The sequence below is a fragment of the Halorussus salinisoli genome, assembly GCA_005239435.1.
Lineage (GTDB): Archaea > Halobacteriota > Halobacteria > Halobacteriales > Haladaptataceae > Halorussus > Halorussus salinisoli.
The window spans coordinates 40262-63970 of record SZNP01000011.1; the positions used below are offsets into that span (position 1 = coordinate 40262).

General features: G+C 56.8%; 17 protein-coding genes. 7 read left to right on the forward strand and 10 right to left on the reverse strand.

The features are described from left to right. Window positions 1-150 precede the first annotated feature (150 nt). The 3 genes from E2484_RS23585 (at window position 151) to E2484_RS23595 (ending at window position 4623) form a co-directional block, all read left to right on the forward strand. A complete protein-coding gene (locus tag E2484_RS23585) occupies window positions 151-1863 on the forward strand; it encodes an amidohydrolase family protein (RefSeq protein ID WP_137287658.1) in 1713 nt (570 codons plus the stop codon). Continuing rightward, window positions 1860-2573, forward strand: a complete 714-nt coding sequence (locus E2484_RS23590) for an HAD family hydrolase (protein ID WP_170977483.1) — start codon at window positions 1860-1862, stop codon at window positions 2571-2573. Before E2484_RS23585 ends, E2484_RS23590 begins: the two co-directional genes overlap by 4 nt. Before the next feature lie 787 nt (window positions 2574-3360). Beyond that, on the forward strand, window positions 3361-4623 hold the full coding sequence (locus tag E2484_RS23595; RefSeq protein WP_321113137.1) for a CapA family protein: 1263 nt from the start codon (window positions 3361-3363) through the stop codon (window positions 4621-4623). A 121-nt stretch (window positions 4624-4744) separates the two neighbouring features. On the opposite strand, the gene E2484_RS23600 is transcribed toward E2484_RS23595, so the two are convergent. Together E2484_RS23600 and E2484_RS23605 are read right to left on the reverse strand one after the other, a co-directional pair. Beyond that, window positions 4745-5509, reverse strand: coding sequence for a sugar phosphate isomerase/epimerase family protein (locus E2484_RS23600; RefSeq protein ID WP_137287661.1), 765 nt, complete (start codon window positions 5507-5509; stop codon window positions 4745-4747). A gap of 91 nt (window positions 5510-5600) precedes the next feature. Then, window positions 5601-7610 (reverse strand): alpha/beta hydrolase family protein, encoded by a 2010-nt coding sequence (locus E2484_RS23605; protein ID WP_137287662.1) that lies wholly within the window; start codon window positions 7608-7610, stop codon window positions 5601-5603. 278 nt (window positions 7611-7888) lie between these two features. On the opposite strand from E2484_RS23605, the gene E2484_RS23610 reads away from it, so the two are divergent. Beyond that, window positions 7889-8881, forward strand: coding sequence for a Gfo/Idh/MocA family protein (locus E2484_RS23610; RefSeq protein WP_137287663.1), 993 nt, complete (start codon window positions 7889-7891; stop codon window positions 8879-8881). Between the two features lie 13 nt (window positions 8882-8894). On the opposite strand, the gene E2484_RS23615 is transcribed toward E2484_RS23610, so the two are convergent. Continuing rightward, on the reverse strand, window positions 8895-9851 hold the full coding sequence (locus tag E2484_RS23615; RefSeq protein WP_321113075.1) for a sugar phosphate isomerase/epimerase family protein: 957 nt from the start codon (window positions 9849-9851) through the stop codon (window positions 8895-8897). Window positions 9852-10185: 334 nt separating this feature from the next. Here E2484_RS23615 and E2484_RS23620 point away from each other — a divergent pair, with 334 nt between their 5' ends. Beyond that, window positions 10186-11403: a hypothetical protein gene (locus E2484_RS23620; RefSeq protein WP_137287664.1), complete on the forward strand. Its 1218-nt coding sequence runs from the start codon at window positions 10186-10188 to the stop codon at window positions 11401-11403. A 244-nt stretch (window positions 11404-11647) separates the two neighbouring features. Here E2484_RS23620 and E2484_RS23625 read toward each other — a convergent pair whose 3' ends face one another. Next, a complete protein-coding gene (locus E2484_RS23625) occupies window positions 11648-12004 on the reverse strand; it encodes a hypothetical protein (RefSeq protein WP_137287665.1) in 357 nt (118 codons plus the stop codon). Between the two features lie 470 nt (window positions 12005-12474). Between E2484_RS23625 and E2484_RS23630 the strand changes: the two genes are divergently transcribed. Continuing rightward, window positions 12475-13293: a PIG-L deacetylase family protein gene (locus E2484_RS23630; protein WP_137287666.1), complete on the forward strand. Its 819-nt coding sequence runs from the start codon at window positions 12475-12477 to the stop codon at window positions 13291-13293. 68 nt (window positions 13294-13361) lie between these two features. On the opposite strand, the gene E2484_RS23635 is transcribed toward E2484_RS23630, so the two are convergent. From E2484_RS23635 to E2484_RS23650, 4 genes are all read right to left on the reverse strand, one after another. After that, window positions 13362-14879 (reverse strand): sulfatase family protein, encoded by a 1518-nt coding sequence (locus E2484_RS23635; protein WP_137287667.1) that lies wholly within the window; start codon window positions 14877-14879, stop codon window positions 13362-13364. 92 nt (window positions 14880-14971) lie between these two features. Next, complete coding sequence (locus tag E2484_RS23640) at window positions 14972-15973, reverse strand: Gfo/Idh/MocA family protein (protein ID WP_137287668.1); 1002 nt, start codon at window positions 15971-15973, stop codon at window positions 14972-14974. Then, window positions 15970-16941 (reverse strand): Gfo/Idh/MocA family protein, encoded by a 972-nt coding sequence (locus E2484_RS23645; protein ID WP_137287669.1) that lies wholly within the window; start codon window positions 16939-16941, stop codon window positions 15970-15972. The genes E2484_RS23640 and E2484_RS23645 overlap by 4 nt, the downstream gene beginning before the upstream one ends. A gap of 149 nt (window positions 16942-17090) precedes the next feature. Then, the gene (locus tag E2484_RS23650) at window positions 17091-18158 is read right to left on the reverse strand and encodes a glucose 1-dehydrogenase (RefSeq protein ID WP_137287670.1); all 1068 of its coding nucleotides are present in this window, start codon (window positions 18156-18158) and stop codon (window positions 17091-17093) included. A gap of 1534 nt (window positions 18159-19692) precedes the next feature. On the opposite strand from E2484_RS23650, the gene E2484_RS23655 reads away from it, so the two are divergent. Continuing rightward, a complete protein-coding gene (locus tag E2484_RS23655) occupies window positions 19693-20013 on the forward strand; it encodes a hypothetical protein (RefSeq protein WP_137287671.1) in 321 nt (106 codons plus the stop codon). A gap of 97 nt (window positions 20014-20110) precedes the next feature. On the opposite strand, the gene E2484_RS23660 is transcribed toward E2484_RS23655, so the two are convergent. Both E2484_RS23660 and E2484_RS23665 read right to left on the reverse strand, forming a co-directional pair. After that, on the reverse strand, window positions 20111-21340 hold the full coding sequence (locus E2484_RS23660; protein WP_137287787.1) for a Cdc6/Cdc18 family protein: 1230 nt from the start codon (window positions 21338-21340) through the stop codon (window positions 20111-20113). A 1489-nt stretch (window positions 21341-22829) separates the two neighbouring features. Continuing rightward, window positions 22830-23609, reverse strand: coding sequence for an enoyl-CoA hydratase/isomerase family protein (locus tag E2484_RS23665; RefSeq protein ID WP_137287672.1), 780 nt, complete (start codon window positions 23607-23609; stop codon window positions 22830-22832). Window positions 23610-23709: the final 100 nt, after the last annotated feature.

The window sequence follows — 23709 nt, forward strand, 5'->3', positions numbered from 1 at the left end:
GGTTAGCGTTATAAGCGTTCGGACGACGAGGTAACTATGCTAGCAGCGTAACTGCAGGCCGTTCGCCCGAATCGCCGAACTCTACACAGCGTCGCTGGTGCGTTGGCGACACCCCTAGGTTTTTGTCAAAGTGTCCAGTCGAATTAGCCGATGATTGACTCCCATTTCCATCTCTGGACTGCCGACAGTTCTACTCCAGAGAAACGTGGGGAACGCGCCGCCCAAGTCCGCCAGCTCACCGAGGCGACTGGCGTCGACAAGGTCTGTCTTATCGGCGACCTGGGAGAGACCGTCAAGGAGTGCCGGAAGAACAACCAGACCGTCGCGAAGTACGTCACTGAGTACCCCGACCTGTTCTACGGGTGGGCACGGGCGAACCCTCAGTGGGGTGAGGATGCTGTCGTCGAGTTCCGTCGAGCCGTCGAGGCGGACGGTTTGATCGGACTGAAAAACCACTTCGGACCACACGACATCTCTGGTTCGGACATGAAGGTCTCGAATCCCGAGTTTTTCCCACTCGCAGAGGCTGCAGCGGACCTGGGTGTCCCTATTCTCGTTCACGTCGGCCAGCGTGAGGACCCATTCCCCGAGGAGTGGCCGACAGAGTCGTACACGGAGGACGTCGTCGAACTCGCCCGCCGGTACCCCGACCTGTCAATCTTGGCGGCTCACATCGGTGGCGGCGGTGACTGGGAGTACCGGATCAAGAACATCGAACACCAGGAGAACGTCTATCTCGACGTAAGTGGCAGCGTCACTGACGCGGGTATGGTCGAGATGGCCGCGGAGTACCTCGGTGTCGATCGGCTCGTATTCGGCACCGATACCTGGTTCTTGCCGGGAGTCGGAAAACTCGAAGGAGTTGACCTCACGCCCGAGGAGAAAGCGAACATCGCCTACAACATGGAGACGTTGATTCCTGACGATGCGCGCGGTAAGCTCGACCCGTCAGAGGTCGACCGTCGTCGCGATGCGATTGTCGATCACTTTGCGGAGCGAGCTAAGCCGGTCGAGGAACCGGTAATCGACGTCAACGCGTTCCTCGGTGAATTCCCATTCCGGGATGTTGATGCGTCGGCCCAGGCTCTACTCGGTAAAATGGACAAGAAGGGCGTCGACCGTGCGCTCGTGTCCGCGGTGGAAGGGTTGTTCTACCGGAACAAGCAGGCCGCTAACGAGAAACTTGCCGAGCGCGTCACGGACCACGGGGACCGGCTCGTGCCGGTTGCGACGATTGACCCGACCTACCCCGCTTGGAGAGCCGACTTGGATGCCTGTCGAACTGAGTACGGCATGCAAGCGGTGAAGATGCTCCCCGCCCACCACGACTACGATCCGGCCGACCCGGCGGCGAAGGAACTGGTGCAGGCATGTGCCGAGCGGGACTTGCCCGTGATCCTTGCTGCGAGCGTCGAGGATCAGCGCCAGCGCCATCCACGAGTTCAGCTACGAGGATTCGAAGGAATGCGCTCGAAGTGGTGGTCGGACGAACAGGCCGAAGCCATCATCGAACTACTCTCGGACTGTCCGGAAGCAGACGTAATTGTCGCCGACGCCTGGGACAACGCCGCCCAGATAACGCGGAAGACGACGACCTCCTACGCTGACGGGGTCTATTTGGAGAACGACGCCCGTAGCGGCGAGACGTTGTTCGTTCTCGACGACCTGTACCTGTTTTTCCTCCATCAGGGCGAGGAAATCGTCGACGAGGTTGGTGTCGACAACCTCGTCTGTGGGCCAAAACTCCCGTTCCGCGTATTCGAGGCCCATCACGCGAAGACGCGCCATCTCCCCGTCGAAGAGGATGAGAAGACACGAGTCCGCTTTGGCAATGCCGAGGCGCTGCTTGAGGAGGAATCGTGAACACCCACAAGCGAATCGACTACCGCGAAGATGCTGGCCACGAGCGAGCGGTAACGGCAGTGTTCTTCGATGTCGATGGCGTCGTCGTCGACTCAGTCGTTCACAAGTCTGCCTCCCTCGCGGACCTCTTGGTCGACGATCTCGGTCTCGACGTCGCTGTCGATAACCTGATCGGTCTGAACCGCCGTGACAAATACGACTACCTGCGCAAAACGACAGACGTAGACATCTCCGCCGAGGAGTTCATCCGCCAGTACGAAGCTACCCTCGACGGACTATACGCCCGGGACGTCACCCTTCTCGATGGCTTCCCTGCGCTCCTGAGGGACCTCCGCACGGTCGGTATACCTGTGGGACTCGTTTCTGCCGGCAGGATGGCCCAAGTCGAAACCGTCGTCGAACGGTTCGACCTTGAGGAACTCCTCGATACCGTGGTGACCGCCGACTCCATCGACGGGAAGAGCAAGCCCCATCCCGACCTCTACGAGCGTGCTGCGGCCACACTTGGTATTCGTGTAGACCGGTCAATCGCCGTCGAGGATTCCGAATATGGCGTACTCGCGGCGACTCGCGCGGGAGCCTATTGCATCGGGTATGCGCCGCCGGCGAATCCCGTTCAGGAGCTCGGTGCGGCCAACGAGGTGGTCGAAGGACCGGCCGAACTCCGCCAAGCAATTGACGTACGTGTCGGTATTGACGGCGACGTATAACCCTCAGTTACTCCTCGACGAACGGAAGCGATTCACTCTCCATCTTGTTTTTCGGCGTCGGTTGTCTGGTTCACGAGAGGTGGTCCGGTGTTTTCGGGAGACGCTGTCGATGGCTGTTGGAGTGACCAGCTGTGTCCGAGGAGCCCGTTACGTTTGTTACTGAAAACCAAGCTCGGAGATGCTTCGACGGCTTTCTATCGAAGTGATTCCGGAATAACTAGCGAATTTCGACTCTAGAACTGACCCTCTTCTGCGTAAACGGTTGAGTAGGGGCTACCAAATCTACTCCTATATAGTGACTTCGTCAGTCACGTACAGATAGTAGCAGGTTCGGAATCGTGGAGAACTGAGGATTCACGGTCGCTGTGAACGATTCCTCCGGCAAACAGCCTCGAGACTCTTCTTCAAGTCGCGGGGCTTCCTCGCCACTCGATTGGATAGTGGAAGTCCCCAGGAGGAACTACCCGTTACAACATTGGCTTACAACATCGGCTCCGTAATGGTAACTTCTTCTCCCTGAGACTGTTCAAAGAGTCCTCCCGCCGATGGGTTTGGGCTCTGATAGCTCCCGATCCGCAGGTCTGGCCCCTCATAGCTTCGATAGCGAGGGTCGACAGACACCCCGAGAAGAATGTGGTTTCGGTAGTTTCTCGCTCGAGGAAGTCCCCCGAGTAGTATATTATTTTACATTACTAAACAAATGACGGGGTTCGTGTTTTTGGCTCGATTCGTCCGAGTCAACCAAAGGGTTATACGAGTTGCAGTCAGTCGTAGCACCGTGGATAACATGACGGACCTCCCATCACTGCAGACCGACCTCGGTTCTGGTGGTGGCGTGGGGACGTGGTCGCTGTTCGTCGCCGGTGACTGCTTCCTCCCGGTCTCAACAGACGCCAACCAGTTTATTGATAATCGGCTGCAAGAACGGATACGGAACGCCGACCTCGCGGCAGTAAATTTCGAGGCACCTGTCGTACCATCTGACACCGACGCAATCGATAAAAGTGGACCGGCCTTGGAGATGCACCCCGATGCTGGTGAACGGCTCGCAGCTGCTGGATTCGACCTGGCTACGTTAGCGAACAATCACGTCATGGACTACGGACCTCCCGGATTGGAGCGGACGCTCGACACCTGTGAGGCGGCAGGCCTCCAGACAGTTGGCGTGGGGCAGGATGCCGACGATGCTCGTTCTCCCGCACGTTTCGAACCAGTTCCCGACGTTGATGTCACGGTCGTCAACGTCTGCGAGCGCGAGTTCAACGTCGCCGGTCCTGACAGTCCCGGTGCTGCCTGGGACGATTGCCCCGAAGTGACCGAAACCATCGCGACTGCCGCCGAGTCTGGTGACGTGGTCGTGGTAGTTGCCCACGGCGGCGTCGAGTACGTTCCCCTTCCACCTCCCCAGCGCCAGGAGCGCCTCCGGCGGTTCGTCGACAGCGGAGCCGACGTCGTTGTGGGGCACCACCCTCACGTGGCGCAGGGTTGGGAACGATACGGCAACGGCCTAATCGTCCACAGTCTCGGAAACTTCTATTTCGGAACCCAGACCGACTCCCCGAGTACTAGTCGGGCGCTTGCCCTCGACGTGTCGTTCGAGGGTGGGGAGGCTGTCGACGTGGAACTCTTCCCAACAGCCGTTAGGGAGGGATCAGTCGGTTACCTGCCGGACCCCGATGGGTCTGAACTACTCAGGTACGTAGAGACCGCATCGGAGGTCACCCGTAATCATGAGCGACTTACTGCTCACTGGCAGGACATCGCGATTCGGACGTTCTACGAACGATACTCGAATTGGCTGCAGATGGGAATCGGCGACAACCTTGCTCGTGCGAGCGCAAACCCGAACGACCCGGGCTGCCAGCGGCAACTTTGGGACCCGGAGGAACGTCGTCGGGGTCTGCTCACTTTACTAAACGTGATTCGGATGGACTCTCACCGCTGGGTGATGACCACGGCTTTGTCTGTGCTGGCCGGCGAGACCGAGGACAAGCGGTCGGAGTCCGTCCGGAATCAGGCCAAGCGTCTTCTCGACTGGACGCAGCCCTGACGCCGTTCAGAGATAGTATATAGACCGATGTCCGATTCAGTATCACTGTTCGTTGCCTGCGGCCGCTCCGCCGACGGCGAGCACCGAGCCAAGCTTTGATCTGAGTACTGGCCTGGTCACGTCATCCAGTGATCGAACGCAGGTACGCGAGGTCGTTGGCTACTGCCTCGTCGTACGGTGTGTTCGGATCGACGAACTCGACGTTTACGTACCCGTCGAACGAGTCCGTCTCGAATGGTTTGAGGAGTCGCTCAAGGTCGAAGTAGGCCTCGGCGAGCGGACAGCGGTCGCGCGTCCCCCGTTCAGCGACGGCCTGCACGTGGACGTTGTTCGAGAGGGGCGCAAGTACCTTCGACTCGACCGTCAGTTTACCAGCGGGGGTATCGAAGTCCGGTTGCCAGTTCAACCCACAATTCTCGTCATCTATCGCTTCGATCAGTTGGCGAGCACCCGTCAGCTCGTCGGTCAGCGTGTCTGCGTGCTTCTCGACGGTGACAGCGAGCCCGTGTTCGGCCGCGCGTTCCGTCGTCTCCGTGAGGTCTGCGGTGACCGACTCCCAGTGATTCTGGTCGTGGTTGGCGAACGCCTGGTTGCCCGCCCAGACCCGGATCAGGTCCGCACCGAGTCGGTCGGCGATTTCGAGTTCCCGTTCCAGGTCGTCGTCGAACGAGGGCGTTCCTGCACGGAGGTACGAACCATAGACGGGGATGTTGAGGCCTAAATCGGCTGCTCGCTCGCGGATAGCCCTGCAGGTCTCCGGGGACCCATTCCCGACGTGATCGCGGCCCCACACCTCGACTCCGCCGTAGCCGGTAGCCGCGGCCGTCTCCAGTACCGACTCTACCGCCGCTTCCGAGTTCGAGAGCGTACAAATGCCGAATTTCATGCATTCACTCCGCTTCGATACACAGTTAGCCGCTCACGGGATAATTGTTTATGGGACTGCCACGCTGAACATCGGGTGTAACGCCATACAGTCATCGGTACGCACCAGGTTCGGCGCCCTCCCAATGAAGGGTGCGGTTATCCAGTGCGGCCAAGAGCTGTGGAAAATCGTACGATCCGACGACGTCGTCGACGAGCAGACGGTGTTCGATTTCGACCTCTCGGCCGGTTGCACGGTCGTGGAACGACGCGACGGGATCGACGAGCCGTATTGTTCGGAACGAGGGGTCTGCCACGGCCGCGAGACAAGCGTGGTACGAACTCGTCCCGTGTCCCTCGATGGCCAGGTCAACGTCTTCCTCGAACCGTTTCGTGAGGTAGTCTCCCGCCAGGAGGATGTCGGCGGTCTGTTGGGCGACTAGCGACGTCCCGAGCATGAGCGCGTCGGCGGCTAACTTGTGCTCCGTTCCGTGGTAGTCGCCGTAGCCTCCGCCGTTCATCAGTGGCGTGTTTACTTCCCTCGGGCGAACTGCACCGACACCGCGCGGGTCGAACGCCACGACGACTCCGTGGTCGTCGACGCGATCTTCAATCTGTTCCGTCCGTTCAGGAACAACCGTTGTTCCTTTGTCGTATAGTAGAATCAGCGGCTCTCGAACGCCTATCTGGTCGGGTTCGTCTGTAGCTACGATTCCCGTCACAATTATCGGCGGGTCGCGTTCGGCGAGGAAGAAGACCTTCTTCCAGGTGACTCCGTTCACCGTCTCCGCGTCGTACGTTCGGGGGAACAGTTCACCACGGTCATGGTCGAGACCGAAGCGCTTGACGACGGACTCACGCATCGAGCGTGCGTACATCTCAGGGTCTGCCGGGTCGGGCGCAGACACGGGGTTCGATGTGGTGGCCGTGACGTATCTGCGGTTCAGGTCTGTGACCGTCTGTTCGTCGGGGTAGGCGGCTAAGACTTCCCCTTCCGCAGTACACTGGAGCGCGGCAGGATCGACGGTACTCGGGTCGTCGGTTTCGAAGTCCGGCGGTGCGTCGTCGAGGTGCTGGCGGAACCAGTTCACCGCGGCCTCGCGCAGGTGTGGACTGAAGCCGTGGGTTTCGGGAGCGATGGTGAGTTCCAGCGCGCTCGCAGCGTCGTAGTGCTCGTACACCGTGCTCGCGCGGTCGTACGTGCGGTGGACGCCCTCGATGCACAGGAAGTCCGACTGGGCGGCGCCGATAAGCGCCGGTCGTGGGGCGAACGCCGAGACAAAGTCGTCGTAGCGTGGCCCACGCTCGATAGCACGCGCAAGGACTTGCTCGCCGTCTTGGCCCTGTCCCGTCTCCATGTAGTCCTCCTTCGACGTGACAAAACAGCAGGGAGCCGCTGCATCGAGACGCTCCTCGACGAGCATGAGATACCCGGTCTGCATCCCGCCGCCCGAGTTACCCGTGACCCCCACTCGGTCGGAATCGACTTCGGGGCGGTCGAGGAGGTAATCGAGCGCCCGGATGCCGTCGTGGACGAAGTAGCGGGCGACGTTCGCACCGATGGCGGCACACTGATGGCCCATGTAGGAGTGCTCGACTATGTTCTGCCGAGGTAATTCACCCGTTTCGGGGTTGTAGAACTGGTGGCGCTCGCCCTGACCGACTGGATCCACTGCGAGAACGACAAACCCGTTGCGCACGAGGTCGACACAGACCTGTTGATAGACCGGTGCTGCCTTCCCCGTCGCACTGTGGCCACAGAGGAAGAGGACGGCGGGTCGCTGGGTATCCTCGCTAGCGGCCTGGGGGAGGTAGAGATTCGTCGTTACGTGGAAGTTCGGAAGGCTCTCGAAGACGACGGTCTCGATGGAGAATCCATCTCGGTCGAGTGTTCCCGTCCGCTCAGGGTCGAGATCAGAGTTCGTGTCGGGGAGCCCGCCGATTGCATCTCGGAAGTTAGACTGCATCCGGTCGCGATGCGCTTCGAATGCGGAGACGGAGTCGATTTTGTCACGTTCGGCCTGTGCCCGGTCGAATTGGTCGTCGGCCAGCTCCCGGAGGTACCGCGGAAGCTGGTTCTCAACGTCGTAATAGCCGTCGACGTTTTGGTCGAACTGTTTCATCGAGTGAGTCGGCCCACGCAGTGCCGGAATAAAAAATTCTGGGTTGGTGGTCAATAACCTAGTCAAATGGGGAACAGGACGGTGTGGGACTTCGTTTCATCGCCGGAAGTCCATCCGGAGCACGGACATTCCCGGCTTCTCTGGTTGTGCCCAACGGAAGACCTATTTATCACCCTCCGGAACACCTACGAGAACGAGTTCAAATGACAAGTTACGACATTGCGTTCATCGGAACGGGACCGGAACCGGAGAACCCCGTCTGGGGAGAGAGTGCCGCGATGGCCTACCGACACGCCGCCGGATACGAGGAACTCGATAACTGCGACCTCGTCGCTTGCTCTGACCTCGTCGGCGAGAACGCCCGGGCGTTCGCCGCAGAGTTCGGGATTCCCGACGCCAACACGTACGAGGACTACGATGAAATGCTGGCCGCGGTCGAACCAGACGTCGTAAGCGTCTGTACGCCTGTTCCTACCCACGCGCCAATCGTGATCGACTGTGCCGAAAGTGGGCACGTCGACGCGATTCATTGCGAAAAGCCGATGGCAGATACCTGGGAGGCGAGCCGAGAAATGGCTACGGTATGTGACGAATACGATGTCCTCCTCACGTTCAATCACCAGCGTCGCTACGGCGTCCCTGCCGGCCGGATCAAGCAGTTGCTGGATGACGGTGAGATAGGGGAGTTACAGCGTCTAGAGCTGGCACCCGGTAATTTCTTCGACGCGGGCTCTCACCTCGTCGACCTCTGTTCGTACTTTAACGACGAACACCGTGCAAAGTGGGTGATGGGACAAATCGACTACCGCGAGGAGAACGTCCGGTACGGCGTCCACAACGAAAATCAGGCGTTTGTCCAGTGGCGCTACGAGAACGGCGTTCACGCCGTCGCCTATGCTGGCTTCGGAGATGAGCTCCTTCCCTGTCAGATACGGGTAGTTGGTAGTGAGGGTGTCATCGAACTCCAACATATTGAGGGACCGACCGTCCGCGTCCGCCGACAGGGTGAGACCGAGTGGCGGGACGCCGACGCGGACGGCCCCGACGCCAACATTCCCGGCGCCGTCCGGTCTGTGGTCGACGCACTCGAAACCGGTGAAGAGTCGATGCTGCGTGCGGAAAACGCCCTTACGGTCACAGAAATCCTCTTTGGCGCCTATGAGTCCGTACGCCAGCGCGGTCGGGTCGACACACCTCTCGAAATCGACGACAACCCGATTGTCTCCCTAGTCGAGGCCGGAGAAATTGTGCCCGAACAGACTGAGGACTAGCGACGGGGCTGATTCAGTTTTCTGCCCGAGATAGCTGCCGACTCAGTTCCGCTAGCTCGTGTTCTGCGACTTCGAGGTCGCGCTCCCCCTCCCTGGCGACGTGGCACTCGTCGGTAACGAAGCCGTCGTAACCACTTTCGAAGAGTGCCCTGAACAGCGGGCCATGGTCGACACTGCCCTCCCCGAGGAGCTTGGGCTGGAACGTCCCCATGCCGGACGGCGTCTCCATCTCGAAACTTCCGGGGAGTGAGGCGTTGTCGACGCGCATTTCGTCCTTTACGTGGACGTGGACGAGCCGGTCCCCGAGGCGTTCGACCGACTGGGCGCCATGTTCGGTCCGTGAAATCCACATGTTGGCCGCGTCGTGGATGGCCCCGACGTTACTCCGGTCAACCATGTCCAGTAACTTGAGGGTGGAGTCGGTCGTCTCGGCGATCGTGTTCGTGTGGATTTCGACACCGAGGTCCACATCGTACTCTGCTGCAAGGTCGGCTGCTTTGCGCAGCCAGATCGTCGCCTTCGCGAAGTCCTCTTCGGTCGCGTCTCTGACGGGTGGACCGCCGGGCCCGTGTCGTACGAGGTCGCAGTTGAGAACATCTGCGAACTCCAGGAACGTCTGAAGCTTCTCCAGCTCTCGTTCGCACTCGTTCTCGTCTTTCTCGATGTAATGACCGGTATAGCTCCCGAGACAGGGGACGTCGAGACCGAGGTCATCGGTCTGCTCGGCGAGTTCCTTGACTCGTTCCATCGAAGTATCTGTCGAGAGATGTGGCTCTCGTCCCATCGGCTCGACGCCGTCGTAGCCGATTTCGGCCGCGTACTCGAGGGCCTCTTCGAGTGACCGCTGGTGCAGTACCTTCGTAAATAGCGATGTCTGTATGCTCACGATCCCAAGCGCTCGATTGGTTTGAACCTGTATAAATGTTTGTCTTATGAAGTTGAAGCCGTTCGATGAACGTGTAGGGTGCATTCAATTACTCAGTGGCTTATACTCGTTCTCGGATTGGTAGTGTTTCGTCTTGTTATTTCGAGAGATACGACTTCGACTCGGGGGTGTTCTACTGAATATCATGTCCGTCGCTGTTCGCAGAGCCACTTATTTGGCCTGCTAGTTTAGCTCTGTATGAGTTTAATATCTTATTCTAACAGTATTTATTCTTAATGTTGTATATAATAGTTACATAGTAAAGTATTTATTACTATCATTTGTGGTAAGTTAACAAGCCGTGTGATACCACGGCTACGGAAATCAAAAAATGACACACAATAGACAAGATACTAGAGCCCAACTGAGTCGGCGAGCGATGATGGCCTTAGCAGGCGGAGCGGGACTAGTCGGCATCGCAGGCGGGACTGCTAGCGCGAGTGAAACCCAGCCAAATCCGACGTTCGAGACCGAACAGGTGGTCGGCGACGAAGACTGGATGTATGACTCAATTCAGGCCGCCCACGACGACATCGAAGAGGGAGGCCGAATCAACGTCACCGAGAGCTACGACTCCGCCAACGAGTCGTTCCCGATTGTACTCACCAACCACGTCAACGTCACCGGCGCTCACCGCGGTACCACCGTCGTCGACGCCGGTGACTCCGGCGAAAACGTATTCGAAATCCGCGAGGGTCTGAACGATGACCAACGGCCATACACCCGTACTCACGCGATAGAGCATCTCCATATTCAGGGCGGAGAAATCGGTGTACTGATCTCGCCCGAAACATCGGCGACGATTCAACACCTGATGGTACAGAACACGAACTCTCACGGGATTGCCAGCCTCGACCAAGATGGAAACTCCGGAGTGTCGTTCATGAATTACTTCCACAACGTCCACGTCTTCTCCGTGGGTGGTAACGGATTCCATCTACCGTTCTCGGGCGTCAACCACGCCAGTCGACTCCAATTCTGTATCGCTTGGGACAACGACGGAATCGGTGCGAACGTCGGCGGCTACGGCACTCACATCGCGGGCGGAGTCTATCAGGGGAACGGCCACCACGGCGTTCGGTTCACACCAGGTGCAAACCAGTTTATCCGCGACGCCTACCTCGAAGGAAACGGCGACGATCAGCGCGCTAACGAGAACCATGAGTATTCGGCGGACGTCCAAATCGACAACACGCAGGCATCGATTGAGAACTGCTACTTCCAAGGTGCCGGTGCTGGCGGACAGACCGAGCGTGGAGTCGACTTCAAGGGCGGTATCAACTCCCACGTCAGCAACTGCCTGTTCCGGAACCACCAGCAGGGCGCCGTCTACGTTGATGGGGACTCGACCCAATGCGACCTCCATCTGAAGTCGAACATCAACTGGGACGACACCTACATCATCGAAAACAACGGTGACAGCACGCGCTCCGAGGGAGACCTGTTGCCGACCGACCTCTCGACCACCGCCGGGAAGTACGCTCATGATTCAGGCTACGACGATGGCACCAATACCTCGTCCGGCCATCCCGAACAGGCCGTCTGGTACGACGGCGCTTGGTACACGTGGGGTGGTGACGTCATTCGTCCCTCGTGAATCTACGCACGCTTCCGATTCAGCCCCCCGAATCAACGACGCCGTAGAGGGAAGGACTGATAACTGGGGTCCGATGCACGCTCCCCAGTGACCGCGGTTGGAGGTTCACCGAATGCAGGCAACGAGATCGCCTACAATGTAGAAGTCGGTCACCCTTAGGTGCTAACTGTACTGTCTCCTCTCGATTCGCCGCCGGTTTCCCGTGGACAGCGATACTCTCGTCGGAATTCAGCGAAGGTCGACCTTAGTTCCCCTCACTCTCTGGATTTCCTTTTGCATCCCAGATAGACGTTATGGTATCAACGAAGACCTCCGTCCGTCGAGGGTACTTTTCGCCTTCGTCAATCGGAACCGCTGCAATCGTGCTGACGAACCCTGTAGGGAAGTCCATCGTGACGAGCGTCTCGACGACGTCGAACTCGAGAACCTGCTGGTCGTCCAGCGAGAGCCAGGCGGCGGTTGCTTCTGCATCGGCGTACTCGACGGTATACGTCGGCCCGCCCGCGAGTGCGACGATATCCTCGATTTTCCCTACCTCAATCCACTCGTCGTCCTTTAACCATACATGCCCGTCCTCACGTTTTACGTCGTGTCTATCCATTAGCAGCAGGTTCTGTTCGGGCATTCAAATAGGTTCGGGAAGTTCGACTTCGAAGGCGGTCAAGGCGGTCCGTCGCGAAGGTCCGTGGTCGGAAACCTCTTCCTGGTCAACGTTCGGACGTCCGGAGTCCGTTTTTCGACGCCGAATGAGCGGGATTGCTATCTTTGCCACCTCTTCCCCCTCTTCTAAACGCCCTCCTCTATTCTTGGTTTTGTTTGCTATAACAAAATCTCTCGAGCTAGGAGAACGGATATTTTTGCTCAGGTTCCACAGGTAGTAAGTATAGCGCAGGCCGTTACAACATTATGGGCGTAATGGGTTGGTAGAGGAGTATCGAATAACACCGACTCTGTTTCCTAATACTAAATGCCCCCTCGGCTCGAATCAGGATTGTATTCGCTCGACAACCCGCAAAAGTATTAGTCTACCAACACTACTTTTTTTACCGGTGGACTGCCTTCGTCGGCGTAATGCGATTACTCGTCATCGGCGCACACCCGGACGACCCAGATATCCGTGCAGGCGGACTCGCGTGTACACTCGCAGCAGCGGACCACGACGTACGGTTTCTGTCACTGACGAACGGCAACAAGGGTCACCACGAACAGCGTGGTATGGAACTCGCGAACCGCCGACAGTCGGAGGCGCAAGCCGCCGCAGAGATCGCAGGCCTCGACGGGTATGACTTGCTCAACATCCCTGACGGCGAACTACAGCCGACCCTCGACAACCGCAAAACCCTAATCCGGTACATTCGGGAGTACGATCCCCACCTCATCCTCACCCATCGTCCAAACGACTACCATCCGGATCACCGTTACACCTCGCAGCTTGTGCAGGACGCTGCATACATGGTCACTGTACCGAAAATGTGCCCCGAGACGCCTCACCTCGCCGACGACCCAGTTATCTGCTATCTGACGGACGAGTTCCATAAGCCGTATCCGTTCTCGCCGGACGTAGTCGTCCCGATAGACCAGGAAGACGTCAAGCGTAAGTACGACATGCTCCATCAGCATACCTCACAATTGTACGAATGGCTTGCGTACAACCACGGCTATCTGGACGACGTTCCCGACGAAGAGGAGGAGCGCCGGGAGTTCCTCGAAACCGACCCCCTGAATGCAATGGCGGAGATGTCGAACGTCGCTGACCGCTTCCGAGACCGACTCGTGGCGCGATATGGCGAAGAACAGGGGAACGCTATCGAGTACGCGGAAGCGTTCGAAGCCTGCGAATACGGAGCCCCCTTGACGGACGACCGGATCCCCGAGCTGTTCCCGATTTGAACTACCCTCGCTTTCGCGGTGGAATCCATCCCACGTCCGAACCCCGAGATTTTCCATTCTCCCGCTGGTCAGTCGTCGCCATCGAGATAGTCGGCAGCGGTCTGCTCAACGATACCCCGCTGGGAGAGTACTTTCTCGGCGTGCTCTTCCCGTCCCGTTTCTCGCAGGCGTTCTGCATACTCTTCCGCGTGACCCTGTGCGTGGAATGGACCACCGTCGCGAATCATCTCCCACAACGGGTCGGTGACGCTGTCCGGCGACGATGGGTTCCCACCCGCGACGCCCGTCGCTGACTCGAGGAGCCGTCCGTCAACCCACTCGGAAAGCAGTGAAAGCCCGTAGCGGGCGACATCATCGCGCTTGCGAGCGAGATTTGTCGTTTCGTGGGGGTCGTCGGTCAGGTCGAACAGCATCACCGGGTCGAACGCCTTGAGGCCGTCGTGGTAGGTACGGATCAGGAGCCAATTGTCCCAGCGCACCATTCGCTGGCCGGCCCACGCACCCTGACTACAGACGACGAACTCTCGACCGACGTCGTCGCCTTCGATGACCGAAGTCACGAACGACTCCCCATCCCAGCCGGCGGCGTGGTCGACGCCTACGAGGTCGCAAATCGTCGGCGCTAGATCGATTTGGTAGTGAAACTCGTCGTCGACGCCGGATTCGACACCCGGCCCCGAAACGATGAGGGGGACGTTGCACGTTCGCTCGTCGGCGGTCTGGTGGTCGCCGTAGACGTTGAGTTCGCCCTGGTTCTCACCGTGGTCTGCCGAGACGATGATCAACGTCTCCTCTCGAACGCCCTGCTCTTCGAGGGCGTCGAGCAACATGGAGAGATGGTCGTCCATGAAACGCACGCCGATATCGTAGCCGTCTATCCACTGCTCGAACTCTGCACGAGAGGAAATCTCGTCGGGCGTCCGATTCATCGCTGCGCCGTCTGTCCATCCTCGCGGCTCACGGGCACCGTGTGGGCCGTAGCTCTTGTACTGGTCGCGTATCGTTTCCGCGTCGGGGAACGTCGGTGCGGGGTCGTCGGCAAACGGGTTGCCGTACTCTTCGGGAGTGTTGTATGGGGTGTGGGGGTCCCAGACGTTGACGTGAAGATACCAATCGTCCTCGGTCGCGTGTGCGTTGAGCCAATCGAGGGCGTGTGGGACGACCTCGTCGGCGGTCTCCCTCCCTTCGCCGCCGGGGTCACGCCACTCCTCGAACCCTTCGAGGACGTGCCAGGCACCATGGCGCTGCGGGAAACTACTGATGAGTCCCGTCCGATACCCCGACTCTCGGAGGATAGATGGGAACTGGCGGTGGTCGTGGTGGGTTGAGAACTCTCGCTCTGGGCCGTGTCGGCGGGGTTCAGCAGTCAGGCCGCCGTGGTTGACGACGCCCGTATGGATGCCGAATCGTCCAGCGAACAATGCCGTCCGTGATGGGAGGCAGGGCACGTCCGAGGCATAGTAGTTGGTGAAGCGACGGCCCTCTGCGGCGAGTTCGTCGATCGTCGGTGAGGTTTCACGGTCATACCCGTAGCATCCTAGATGGTCGGGACGCAGTGAGTCGACGTCGAAGTACAGGACGCGCATGAATAGTTACCAATTGGAAACCTACGTTAATTCTTTTTTGGTTCCTGTGATTGGCAGTGCAGCACTACCGACGAAGTGCCCGGGGGGATAGGTCAGTACTCTACCTGCACGGGATCACCTGACTCGTGAGACTCGTAGGCCGCTTCGACGACAGCCACCGCCGCAAGTCCTTCTTCGGGTGTGACCATGGGAGAGTGGTCGTGGCGAACTGCCGTGACGAAGTCTTCGATGAGGCCGGTGTTCGGGTTGCTGCCCCAGAAGTGCGAGTTCATTTTTGCATCCGACTCTCCGGTCGTCGTGTACGTCAGTGTCTGGTCGAAGCAGTCCACGTCGATAACTCCCTCGTCACCGACGAGTTCGAGCGTTGCGTCGCCCCAGAAGTGCCACTCATCGGGGCGACTCCACGACCCGTCGAGCAAGAACGAGGTGCCATCTTCGAGTTCCATCGACAACACGTTCACGTCCTCGACTGGGATGTCGTGGAAGCGTGTCCCCGACAAACAGTACACTTCCGAGACCTCTTCGTCGAGCAAGTACTGGACGAGGTCGACGATGTGAACCGAGTGGTCCATGACTGCACCGCCCCCGGACTCATCCGGATCGACAAACCAGCCTCCTGGCATCTTCCCTCGGTTCGTTCCGGAGATGGAATGGACGGTCCCGATGACGTCCCGGTCGAGCGCTCGGTGAGCGCGCGCAACCGGTTCGGAGAACCGAAGCGGCATCGCGACACCGAGCGAGATATCTGACTTCTCCACGCGCCGAACGATGTTCTCGGCGTCTTCGACGGTCGGTGCAAGGGGCTTCTCGCAGAGGACGTCTACCCCGGCGTCGGCACACTGCCGAATCCACGAGCGGTGGTCAGCGTTGGTCGAGCAGATTACCACGCCATCCGCCAATGTCAACAGTTCGTCAGCCGAGCAGTACGGCATGTCGAAGCCGTTCGCCGTATCTCGTCCACGGGGCTCGTTTTCGTCGGCAACGCCGACGAGGTTGACGTCGTCCATCTCGGAGAGGAGCGACAGGTACGCGTTGGTGTGGACGTGTGCTGTCGAGCAAATGCCGATGGACACCGGTGATTTAGATTGGGTCATGCGACCTCCTCTACCGAGACTGGCTTGTTCCTCCGGGCGGACTGCCGTGCGGCAATGGAGAGGCGCAGTGCCTCGATAGCGTCTTCGGCAGTCACGTCCGGTTCTGCCCCTGTCCGAAGGCACTGGACGAAGTGTTCGAGCTCGCGGTAGTACGCATTGTGTCGAAGCGGGCTCTCACTGGATGTGCCGTCCTCAGTCCACTCCCGATATGGAGTGATTGGTGCGGAATTGAATTCGACGAGCCCGCTGTCGCCTGCGAGCTCTAGTTCCATCGTTAACTCGCGCGATATCGGTTGAGCCCACGACGCTTCAACGTATCCGACAGCACCATTGACGAACTTGAGGGTGACGAATCCATGTTCAGCCCGCGGCTTACGATGCCGGCGTGCAAACACTTCCTCGACTTCTCCCCAGCACCACCGGAGGTAATCAATGTCATGAATCGCGAGATCGAGAAATACACCACCGGATCTATCACGGTCAGCGTACCAGTCATCGCTTCCCCATTCAGGGAATGGTGAAAGCCGACGTGTTCGTGCTACGCCCGGTGTTCCCACGTCGCGTTTGCGAGCCGCCTGATACTGAGGGAAATATCTGAGGACATGACCCACCATTATGGTCACGTCTTCGTCAGTGGTGAGTCGATCTATCTCAAGTGCCTCTTCAAGACTCCCTGCAATCGGTTTTTCAAGAAACACATCCACGTCGGCTTCGACTGCCGCTCTGACAAGGGAGAGGTGTGTGTCCGTCGGCGTACAGACGTCGAGGAAGTCTACATCTGCTTCGGCAAGAAGCGCCGTGGTGTCCGTGTAGGCAGTCGCCTGCGTAAAATTGTACTCTTCGATAAGGTCGTCCGGTCCACTGGGGGCTGAGACTGCTGTGACTGTTACGTCGTCCATTTGCGCGTACTGTTTGGAGTGGACTTGTCCCATGAAGCCCGTTCCAGCAAGACCGATACTTAACGTCATGTGATGGCTCAAACTGCGAGTCCCCATAAAGACTAGCGCTAGACAATCTCGATCGTCCACTTTTGAGACGGACCTGGGTTACCGGAGAACGCCGGTTCTCCACCTCTGTTTACCCTCTTGTAGACGCTACAGACGTACTCCGATTTCGGCTACAGCGTATCGAATTCTATGACAGACTTAATGACTTGGTCACCTGTCTTGAAAGCTTGATCGTGCTCTGACGGTGCAAAAACACCGGTGAGTAACTCGTCAAGAAACCAGTCGTCAAATTCGGCCAATGTCTTGATGGCGTCACGGTACTGTGCAACGTTCGAGTTCACGCTCCCGACAAGCGCTTTGTTTTCGAGAACGAGTTCACTGTGGAGGCGTCCTCCGTTGATGTCGAATTCCCACTCGTCAGGGATGCCGAGTAACACTCCAACGCCGTTCGCGGCGAGCGCATGAATCGTCTCAAATGCGTGTTTTGCATATCCCGTGGCCTCGTAAACGAAATCCATCGGCTCATAGACCTCCGCAACTGAGTCGACGGGTGTCTCTCGGGAGTCGACGTAAGTTGCGCCCAATGACTCGATGATATCGATAGTTGGATCCGGTCGGTCGCGTCGTCCGAGGCAATAGAGTCGGTCGAACTGTTCACGGCACATCGCGAGTGTCAATAATCCCAGTGAGCCATTTCCGAGAACGAATGCGCTTTCCGGACTCCACTCAAAGGCAGACCGTGTCGCGTAGGCGTGCTGGAGCGCCTTTTCGGAGTTCGAGATTGGCTCAACCAAGAATCCGTGTTCCCAGAGAGCTTCTGGGATTGACACGAGGAACTCCTCGGGGCTAGTAAAGAACTCTGCCATGTAACCATGGGCACCGACGATACCTCGTTCTACATATTCGCCACTCGGGGCCATGTCCGGTTCTCCCCGCTCAAAGTACGCTGTCGTCGGTTGTCCTGTCGGCGGCCGTCGCACCGTAGGAACGACAACTTGGCCCTCAGTGAGGTCCGTGTCGTTTGCGTCTTCGACGACGCCGACGGCTTCATGTCCGAGAACTTGATAGTCTGCATCTTCAGGGTAGCCTCCGTGATTCCCTTCAATGACTTCATGATCCGTTCCATCGATACCGACACGGAGTGTTCTGATGAGCGCTTCTCCACTGTTAGGGACGGGACGTTCAACGTCAATGATGGTCGGTCGGGTCTCTCCCCGACGGACTGCAATTACCTTCATGTTCGGTGTATGGACAGAATCGGTTATGGTTCTTTCGCACAGGAAACAAAATGCAAAACGAGGACGATCAGATAGTTCGTTGAATAAGCAAAAATGACACTAATGAATAGACTTCCTACAATAGAATCTATATAACTTCAGTTAATTACTAACGCAAAAAATAATCTACTGGGCTTTAGACCGGTTATCAGTCATCTAGGTAGAACTATTTGAGAAATTTCAAAATTTCCTAGTGGCTTGATAGCGAAGCGCTATAAATTCAATTATATATAATTTCTTCGTAAGGTTTAATATTGGTGTGCAACAACTTAACACCTGCCCCGTTAGGGGTATCGCGAATAGAACCATCGGAACAACCATCTGTCAAAATCTGCGCCAAGCAATGGGCTAGCATCCCCTCACCACTGCTGCCTTCGTTGTTCACTGAGTGTCTTTTCCCTCCAACTTTCCTGCATATATTACCTTTATGTGGATAGCTTAATTCAGGCGTGATGGAGGGTATAAACCTCTCTCCGAAGCTATAGTTACCTCCTAACGTCATCAATTTTCTTGGGTGGAGAGTCACCGCGCTCAAATAGCACTTAATTAAGGTTGCCCGGTAGTAGATATATCCATAACTAACTGACTATTTTCATATTATCTGTACTAAAATAATAATCATACGAAAATATAAACAATGACTGTAAGCGTGCAGAATGGGCTGACAATAACAAACTTGTATCGTCTATGCGCACATTACCTAGATAATATGTCACTTTATAATAAGCCAGACCGGCGAAGTCTGCTGCCTCGAAGCGTAGAATGAGGATACCGTTATGAGATTTATCAACTGTCGTCGGCCGAGTATCCCATTTTCAGTAGTTCGTCAAGAACGTCTTCGCAGTTCCGTAGTGCCGCGCGATATACCGCCTCGCGTACGTCGAACTTGGCAAGGGATCGCCCGAGTTCGGATTCTACGTCTGTGATGAGAGCGCGCTCGAACTGGATGGATTTGTCTTGAACGACTCGCCAGACAATATAGGGCCTCTATTGGTCTGTCGACTCGTTCGACGGAGGGAAGTGCGAGGACTCGTTCCCCGCCTCTGCGGCCGTCGCAGACGCCCTCGGCGTCTCTTCGACTTGCTCGCCCTCTATCTTCTCGTTTTCTTCACTCGAACTCGATTGGCCTCTGGGGGTCGCCGACCTTGTTTCATCCTCGTTTTCCGTTTTTTGCGTCTAGCACTTCGTCGTCTGCCTCGTCATTATCGTCGCCCCAGAGGTGTGCTGTTCGGCGGGTTCAAGCGTTCTTCCTCGGAGACGTGGCGTGAACAGGGCACGCTGGTCTCGACTTCTACACTATCGAGAAGACCGTCTACGACAGCTACTGATGGCCGGACTTGAGTCGCCACTTTCGAAGGCGAACCTGACGAGATAGTAGGAGACGTACTAGAAACCGATAGCATTCCCCAAGAATCGGTAGGAAGCAAAATCGTGTACCGGTTTAACCAACGAATCTACGCATGTGGCGTCTGTGTTGGTTAACAGGGACTGACCCTTGTCCTGCGAGCCACTGACGCCCCGAACGGACCTTAAGACCGACGTCGTCGACACGCTTGACGATTATTCTCCCGAACTGCTCCGCCCCGTTGCCTGCTACGCCGAGGATTTCGCCGAATATCGCGAGTGTGGAGACCGCCTCGTCGAAGAAGACAGCGAAGACGAGGTCGAAGAACAACCGGACGATCTCCCGGATGGCGTCCGGTCGAAGGCAACAATCACGTTCAAAGAGATCAACGACAACTGCTACTACGGTCAGTGGCGGGAAGGGGACAAAATCCGCTCCCAGTACAAAGGCCCAGTAAATTCTGTAGAATGAATCACCGCGGATTCCCCACGAATAACTTACATCTCAATAGATTCTACATTATCTTCTGCGTCTTCAGAGGAGATTTCCAGACACCACGTTTCCTCTGCTATTTCCCGTCGTGGTAACTCGAGAGTGACTCATGCACCCCAATCGAATCTAGAGTTTCCTCTAAGGCTGTGACGACCAAGCCAAGGTCCTGCTGGAGATCATATTCGCGGTACTTCCCGCCAGCTAGTCCCTCATTCTTCTCAGTTAGGGAAAGGATTCCTAGCATCCCGAGTTCGTCAAGGTGGTCACGAAGCCAACGACCAGTGTGCTCGTCGCGGCCAGCGAGCGAACAGACGTGCTGGTATCTGGGATATATTTCTCGCGACCGTACTGGCGTTTCGTCTTCAGATGAAAGAGTCGCAAGCGCATATAGGATATATCGTTCGTGGTCGTTTAGGTCCGAGATTCCCTCTTCGATTTCTTTCTTTTCGACACGCTCCAGTGCCTCCTCAACGTGGTCTTCTTGAACGACACCCTCGTCGTTCCCGCGAGCGATGTCGCCTGCTGTCAGTAGCAGGTCGAGTGCGTGCCGGGCGTCGCCTGAAGCCTGTGCTCCTAATGCTGCACACTTTGGAATCACGTCGTCAGTAAGGGCGTCGTCTTTGAATGCGACGTTCGCACGCTGTTTGAGAACCTCACGGAGTTCGTTCGCGTCGTAGTGCGGAAACGAGATTGTGCGTTCACAAAGCGATGAGCGGACTTTCGGGGAGAGACGGTCTCGGAACGTGAGGTCGTTACTAATACCGATGACGCCGACGCGAGCGTTTTGCAGGTTTTCGTTTTCGCGGGCGCGAGAAAGCTGGTAGAGGATGCTATCTTCGCCTTGGTTGATGTGATCAACTTCGTCAAGGACGATGAGGATGATGCCGCCACGGTCGTCGAGGTCCTGCCAGAGTTTGGCGTAGACCTCGCTTTTACTATAGCCGGATTCGGGAATATGATCCTCAGGTGGGCGGAGAGCATTGACGAGAGCAACACCGACTCGGTAGCTAGTTTCGAATCCATCACAATTGATATACGCGGTGGAGAGGGTGAGGTCAGGATACTGTTCGGCGTCTTCTTTGAGATTACGGAGGAGATACCGAGTGGCAGCGGTTTTGCCGACGCCAGCTTTCCCGTAGAGGAAGACGTTATTCGGCTGTTCGCCGTAGATAACGGGTTCGAGCGCTTCGTGGTATTCGTCGAGTTCGTCGTCGCGGCCGACGAGGGTATTCGGTGTGTAATCATCGAGGAGTGCTTCTCGGTTCTCGAACGGAGTGATTGACCGCTCGAAGCTATGCGACCCCATCTTGACGTTGACTAACATACTCATCAGTGATAAAACCACCCGTTCCGATGTTTCCTATGATTCCTTTGCTAATAGGGTTTAAGTGAGACACACACACCACATTTCCTTTGCTATCGGTTCGAGTGGAACACCTGGAAGAGAGCACTAGACAAATGGAAAGTTTTAACACACATAACTCCTAACAGTATCCGTAATATAGTCTATTTAGGTTATTGTGACTAGCTAATCATGGTCTAAGTTTACCCGCTCTCTGGAAAAGCAGAGGAAAACCGGTGTGTGTGTTGTTGATACTGCTAACTGCACCTACGGTTACAACGGATAGCAAAGGAAATCCGGTGTGTGTCCGTGATTTGCTGACTCCGCCTACGGTTTCAGCCGATAGCAAAGGAAACCCGGTGTGGATTTCGGTGAAGGGAAATTGATATCACTAACCGAGAAACTCGCCTACAAATTACAGAAGATGAATGACTGCATGTTTTCCTGATATGGCCGGAGCATCGACACGCTAGATTGTCTCTACAATGATTTGTACTCTAATTCGACAATAGAGCGGGAAGCAGAGGAAAACCGGTGTGTTCCCGTGGTATTGTGTAAAATCAAGTAACATAGTCATCGACCAAGCAGTTGGCTGTCTGCTCGGCCTCGCCTGTGGTGAGTCCCGGACGACCACTCGAATTCTAAACACTCGAACGAATCACAGCTAAACACGGACCCGTCACCGACATGCTCGGCCACGGTGCACACACCAAACCCGCCGGAGCAATCACCGATACTTCTCGTCATTATGCGTCCCCAATTGCTGTTACAGCCGTCTGTCACAGATATCTATTACAGGAAACTGTTACAGAGGTACGCCCCAATGAACAGCCTCCGATAACCATTGTTAGTGAGGAGCATTAACCACGACCAATTTGTATTCTCTACCGAATCGTCGATCCACGGTTTGGTGACTCCCCGACGGCAGAGTTCCTTCTACTCGTCCACGGTCGGATTCGAATCTGCCCCTCTTGGAGAACTCTACAGTAATCGCCTCAACTGTCTCGAAACCGTTCAACACCATGATACTTGAACGCAGATCGACGATTTCGCCGTCTCTCTTCTCCAACCTCTGACCGCCATCCTAAGAATACGCTCCTCGCGCCGCCGGTAGCAGGATTGTGGTTCGAGTACGCCGGCAGTTACGAGTGGACCTTCATTGTCGCTGGTCTCATTGGCATCGCAGGGGCCGGAGGTGTGGCGCTCGGCGCTCAAATTCAGAATAAATTGTAACTCGGTGCCGGCTACGAGGGTACGTCAATACGTCGTGGATGGTCTGACTACTCGATCCTCGAAGGCGTTCACGCCTGGATCCCGGACGTTGGGGGAAACGATTTCTGGCCTTAGATTCCATCGCTACAGGAGGTGGCCGTCCACAGAGGCGAATACGGAGATGAGAGTCAGGATGGTTTGTCTTCCGGACGACGATGTTTCCAACGGGAATCCCACGTTACTACTCGAGGAACTCGTCGACCAGTTCCTCCCGTTCCTCGGTCGCGAACTGTTCCCACCAGAGCTGGGATTCGTGCTCGTGGGCGGTTTCGAGATCCGGAGCGCGGACACTGTAATTGATTGCTTTCTTCGAATTTTTAACCGCTTGACGCCCCGTGTCCTGAATGGCGTCGACTAACTCCCCGACGGCAGCATCAAGTTCGTCCCGTGGCGTGATCCGATTCACGAGCCCGATTCGATATGCTTCTTCGGCATCGATGAGGTTGGCGGTGTACACCAGTTCTTTTACCTTCTGTTCCCCGACTAACTGCGTTATGCGATAGGTCGAACCGTCACCGGGAATTTGGCCGATGTCTGTCGTCGGCACCCCGAATTTCGCGTCGTCTACGCTGACGGAGAGATCACAGTAACTCATGAGAATCAGTCCGCCACCGACGCAGTAGCCGTTAATCTTCGCGATCGTTACCGGATGGAGATCGTATAGCTTCTGCCAGGTATCGAAGTATAGATCCTGACGCTCGCGTTCCACGGGATCATGTTCTTCGCTGGGGCCAGCGTACTCCCGGATATCGCCCCCACTTGAGAACGATTTCTCGCCCGCGCCGGTGATCACGACGACGTCGATATCGCGGTCAAGTTGAATTTCGTCGAACGCTCGGCGGAGATCCAGTAGCGTTTCCGTGTTGATCGGGTTGTACTTATCGGGCTCGTTTAACGTCAGGGTTACGACTCCATCGTCTACGTCTGCAACGATGTTCTCGTACGTGCTGTAGGCCGCCATACGCGTATGCTCGCCTCTCGCCCATATAAAAATTGTGTGAGGAAGATCTGGTTATTGAAGCGAAGAAATGGAAATTCCGGTGGGTGAAACAATACGCACG

What these genes read in the sequence shown, in the direction of transcription:
- E2484_RS23640 (WP_137287668.1), bottom strand. Translation starts at nt 15,973, where the DNA reads ATGACCCAATCTAAATCACCGGTGTCCATCGGCATTTGCTCGACAGCA.
- E2484_RS23650 (WP_137287670.1), bottom strand. Translation starts at nt 18,158, where the DNA reads ATGAAGGTAATTGCAGTCCGTCGGGGAGAGACCCGACCGACCATCATT.
- E2484_RS23665 (WP_137287672.1), bottom strand. Translation starts at nt 23,609, where the DNA reads ATGGCGGCCTACAGCACGTACGAGAACATCGTTGCAGACGTAGACGAT.
- E2484_RS23605 (WP_137287662.1), bottom strand. Translation starts at nt 7,610, where the DNA reads ATGAAACAGTTCGACCAAAACGTCGACGGCTATTACGACGTTGAGAAC.
- E2484_RS23610 (WP_137287663.1), top strand. Translation starts at nt 7,889, where the DNA reads ATGGCCTACCGACACGCCGCCGGATACGAGGAACTCGATAACTGCGAC.
- E2484_RS23600 (WP_137287661.1), bottom strand. Translation starts at nt 5,509, where the DNA reads ATGAAATTCGGCATTTGTACGCTCTCGAACTCGGAAGCGGCGGTAGAG.
- E2484_RS23615 (WP_321113075.1), bottom strand. Translation starts at nt 9,851, where the DNA reads ATGCACCCTACACGTTCATCGAACGGCTTCAACTTCATAAGACAAACA.
- E2484_RS23620 (WP_137287664.1), top strand. Translation starts at nt 10,186, where the DNA reads ATGATGGCCTTAGCAGGCGGAGCGGGACTAGTCGGCATCGCAGGCGGG.
- E2484_RS23635 (WP_137287667.1), bottom strand. Translation starts at nt 14,879, where the DNA reads ATGCGCGTCCTGTACTTCGACGTCGACTCACTGCGTCCCGACCATCTA.
- E2484_RS23595 (WP_321113137.1), top strand. Translation starts at nt 3,361, where the DNA reads ATGACGGACCTCCCATCACTGCAGACCGACCTCGGTTCTGGTGGTGGC.
- E2484_RS23660 (WP_137287787.1), bottom strand. Translation starts at nt 21,340, where the DNA reads ATGGGGTCGCATAGCTTCGAGCGGTCAATCACTCCGTTCGAGAACCGA.
- E2484_RS23625 (WP_137287665.1), bottom strand. Translation starts at nt 12,004, where the DNA reads ATGGATAGACACGACGTAAAACGTGAGGACGGGCATGTATGGTTAAAG.
- E2484_RS23645 (WP_137287669.1), bottom strand. Translation starts at nt 16,941, where the DNA reads ATGACGTTAAGTATCGGTCTTGCTGGAACGGGCTTCATGGGACAAGTC.
- E2484_RS23630 (WP_137287666.1), top strand. Translation starts at nt 12,475, where the DNA reads ATGCGATTACTCGTCATCGGCGCACACCCGGACGACCCAGATATCCGT.
- E2484_RS23585 (WP_137287658.1), top strand. Translation starts at nt 151, where the DNA reads ATGATTGACTCCCATTTCCATCTCTGGACTGCCGACAGTTCTACTCCA.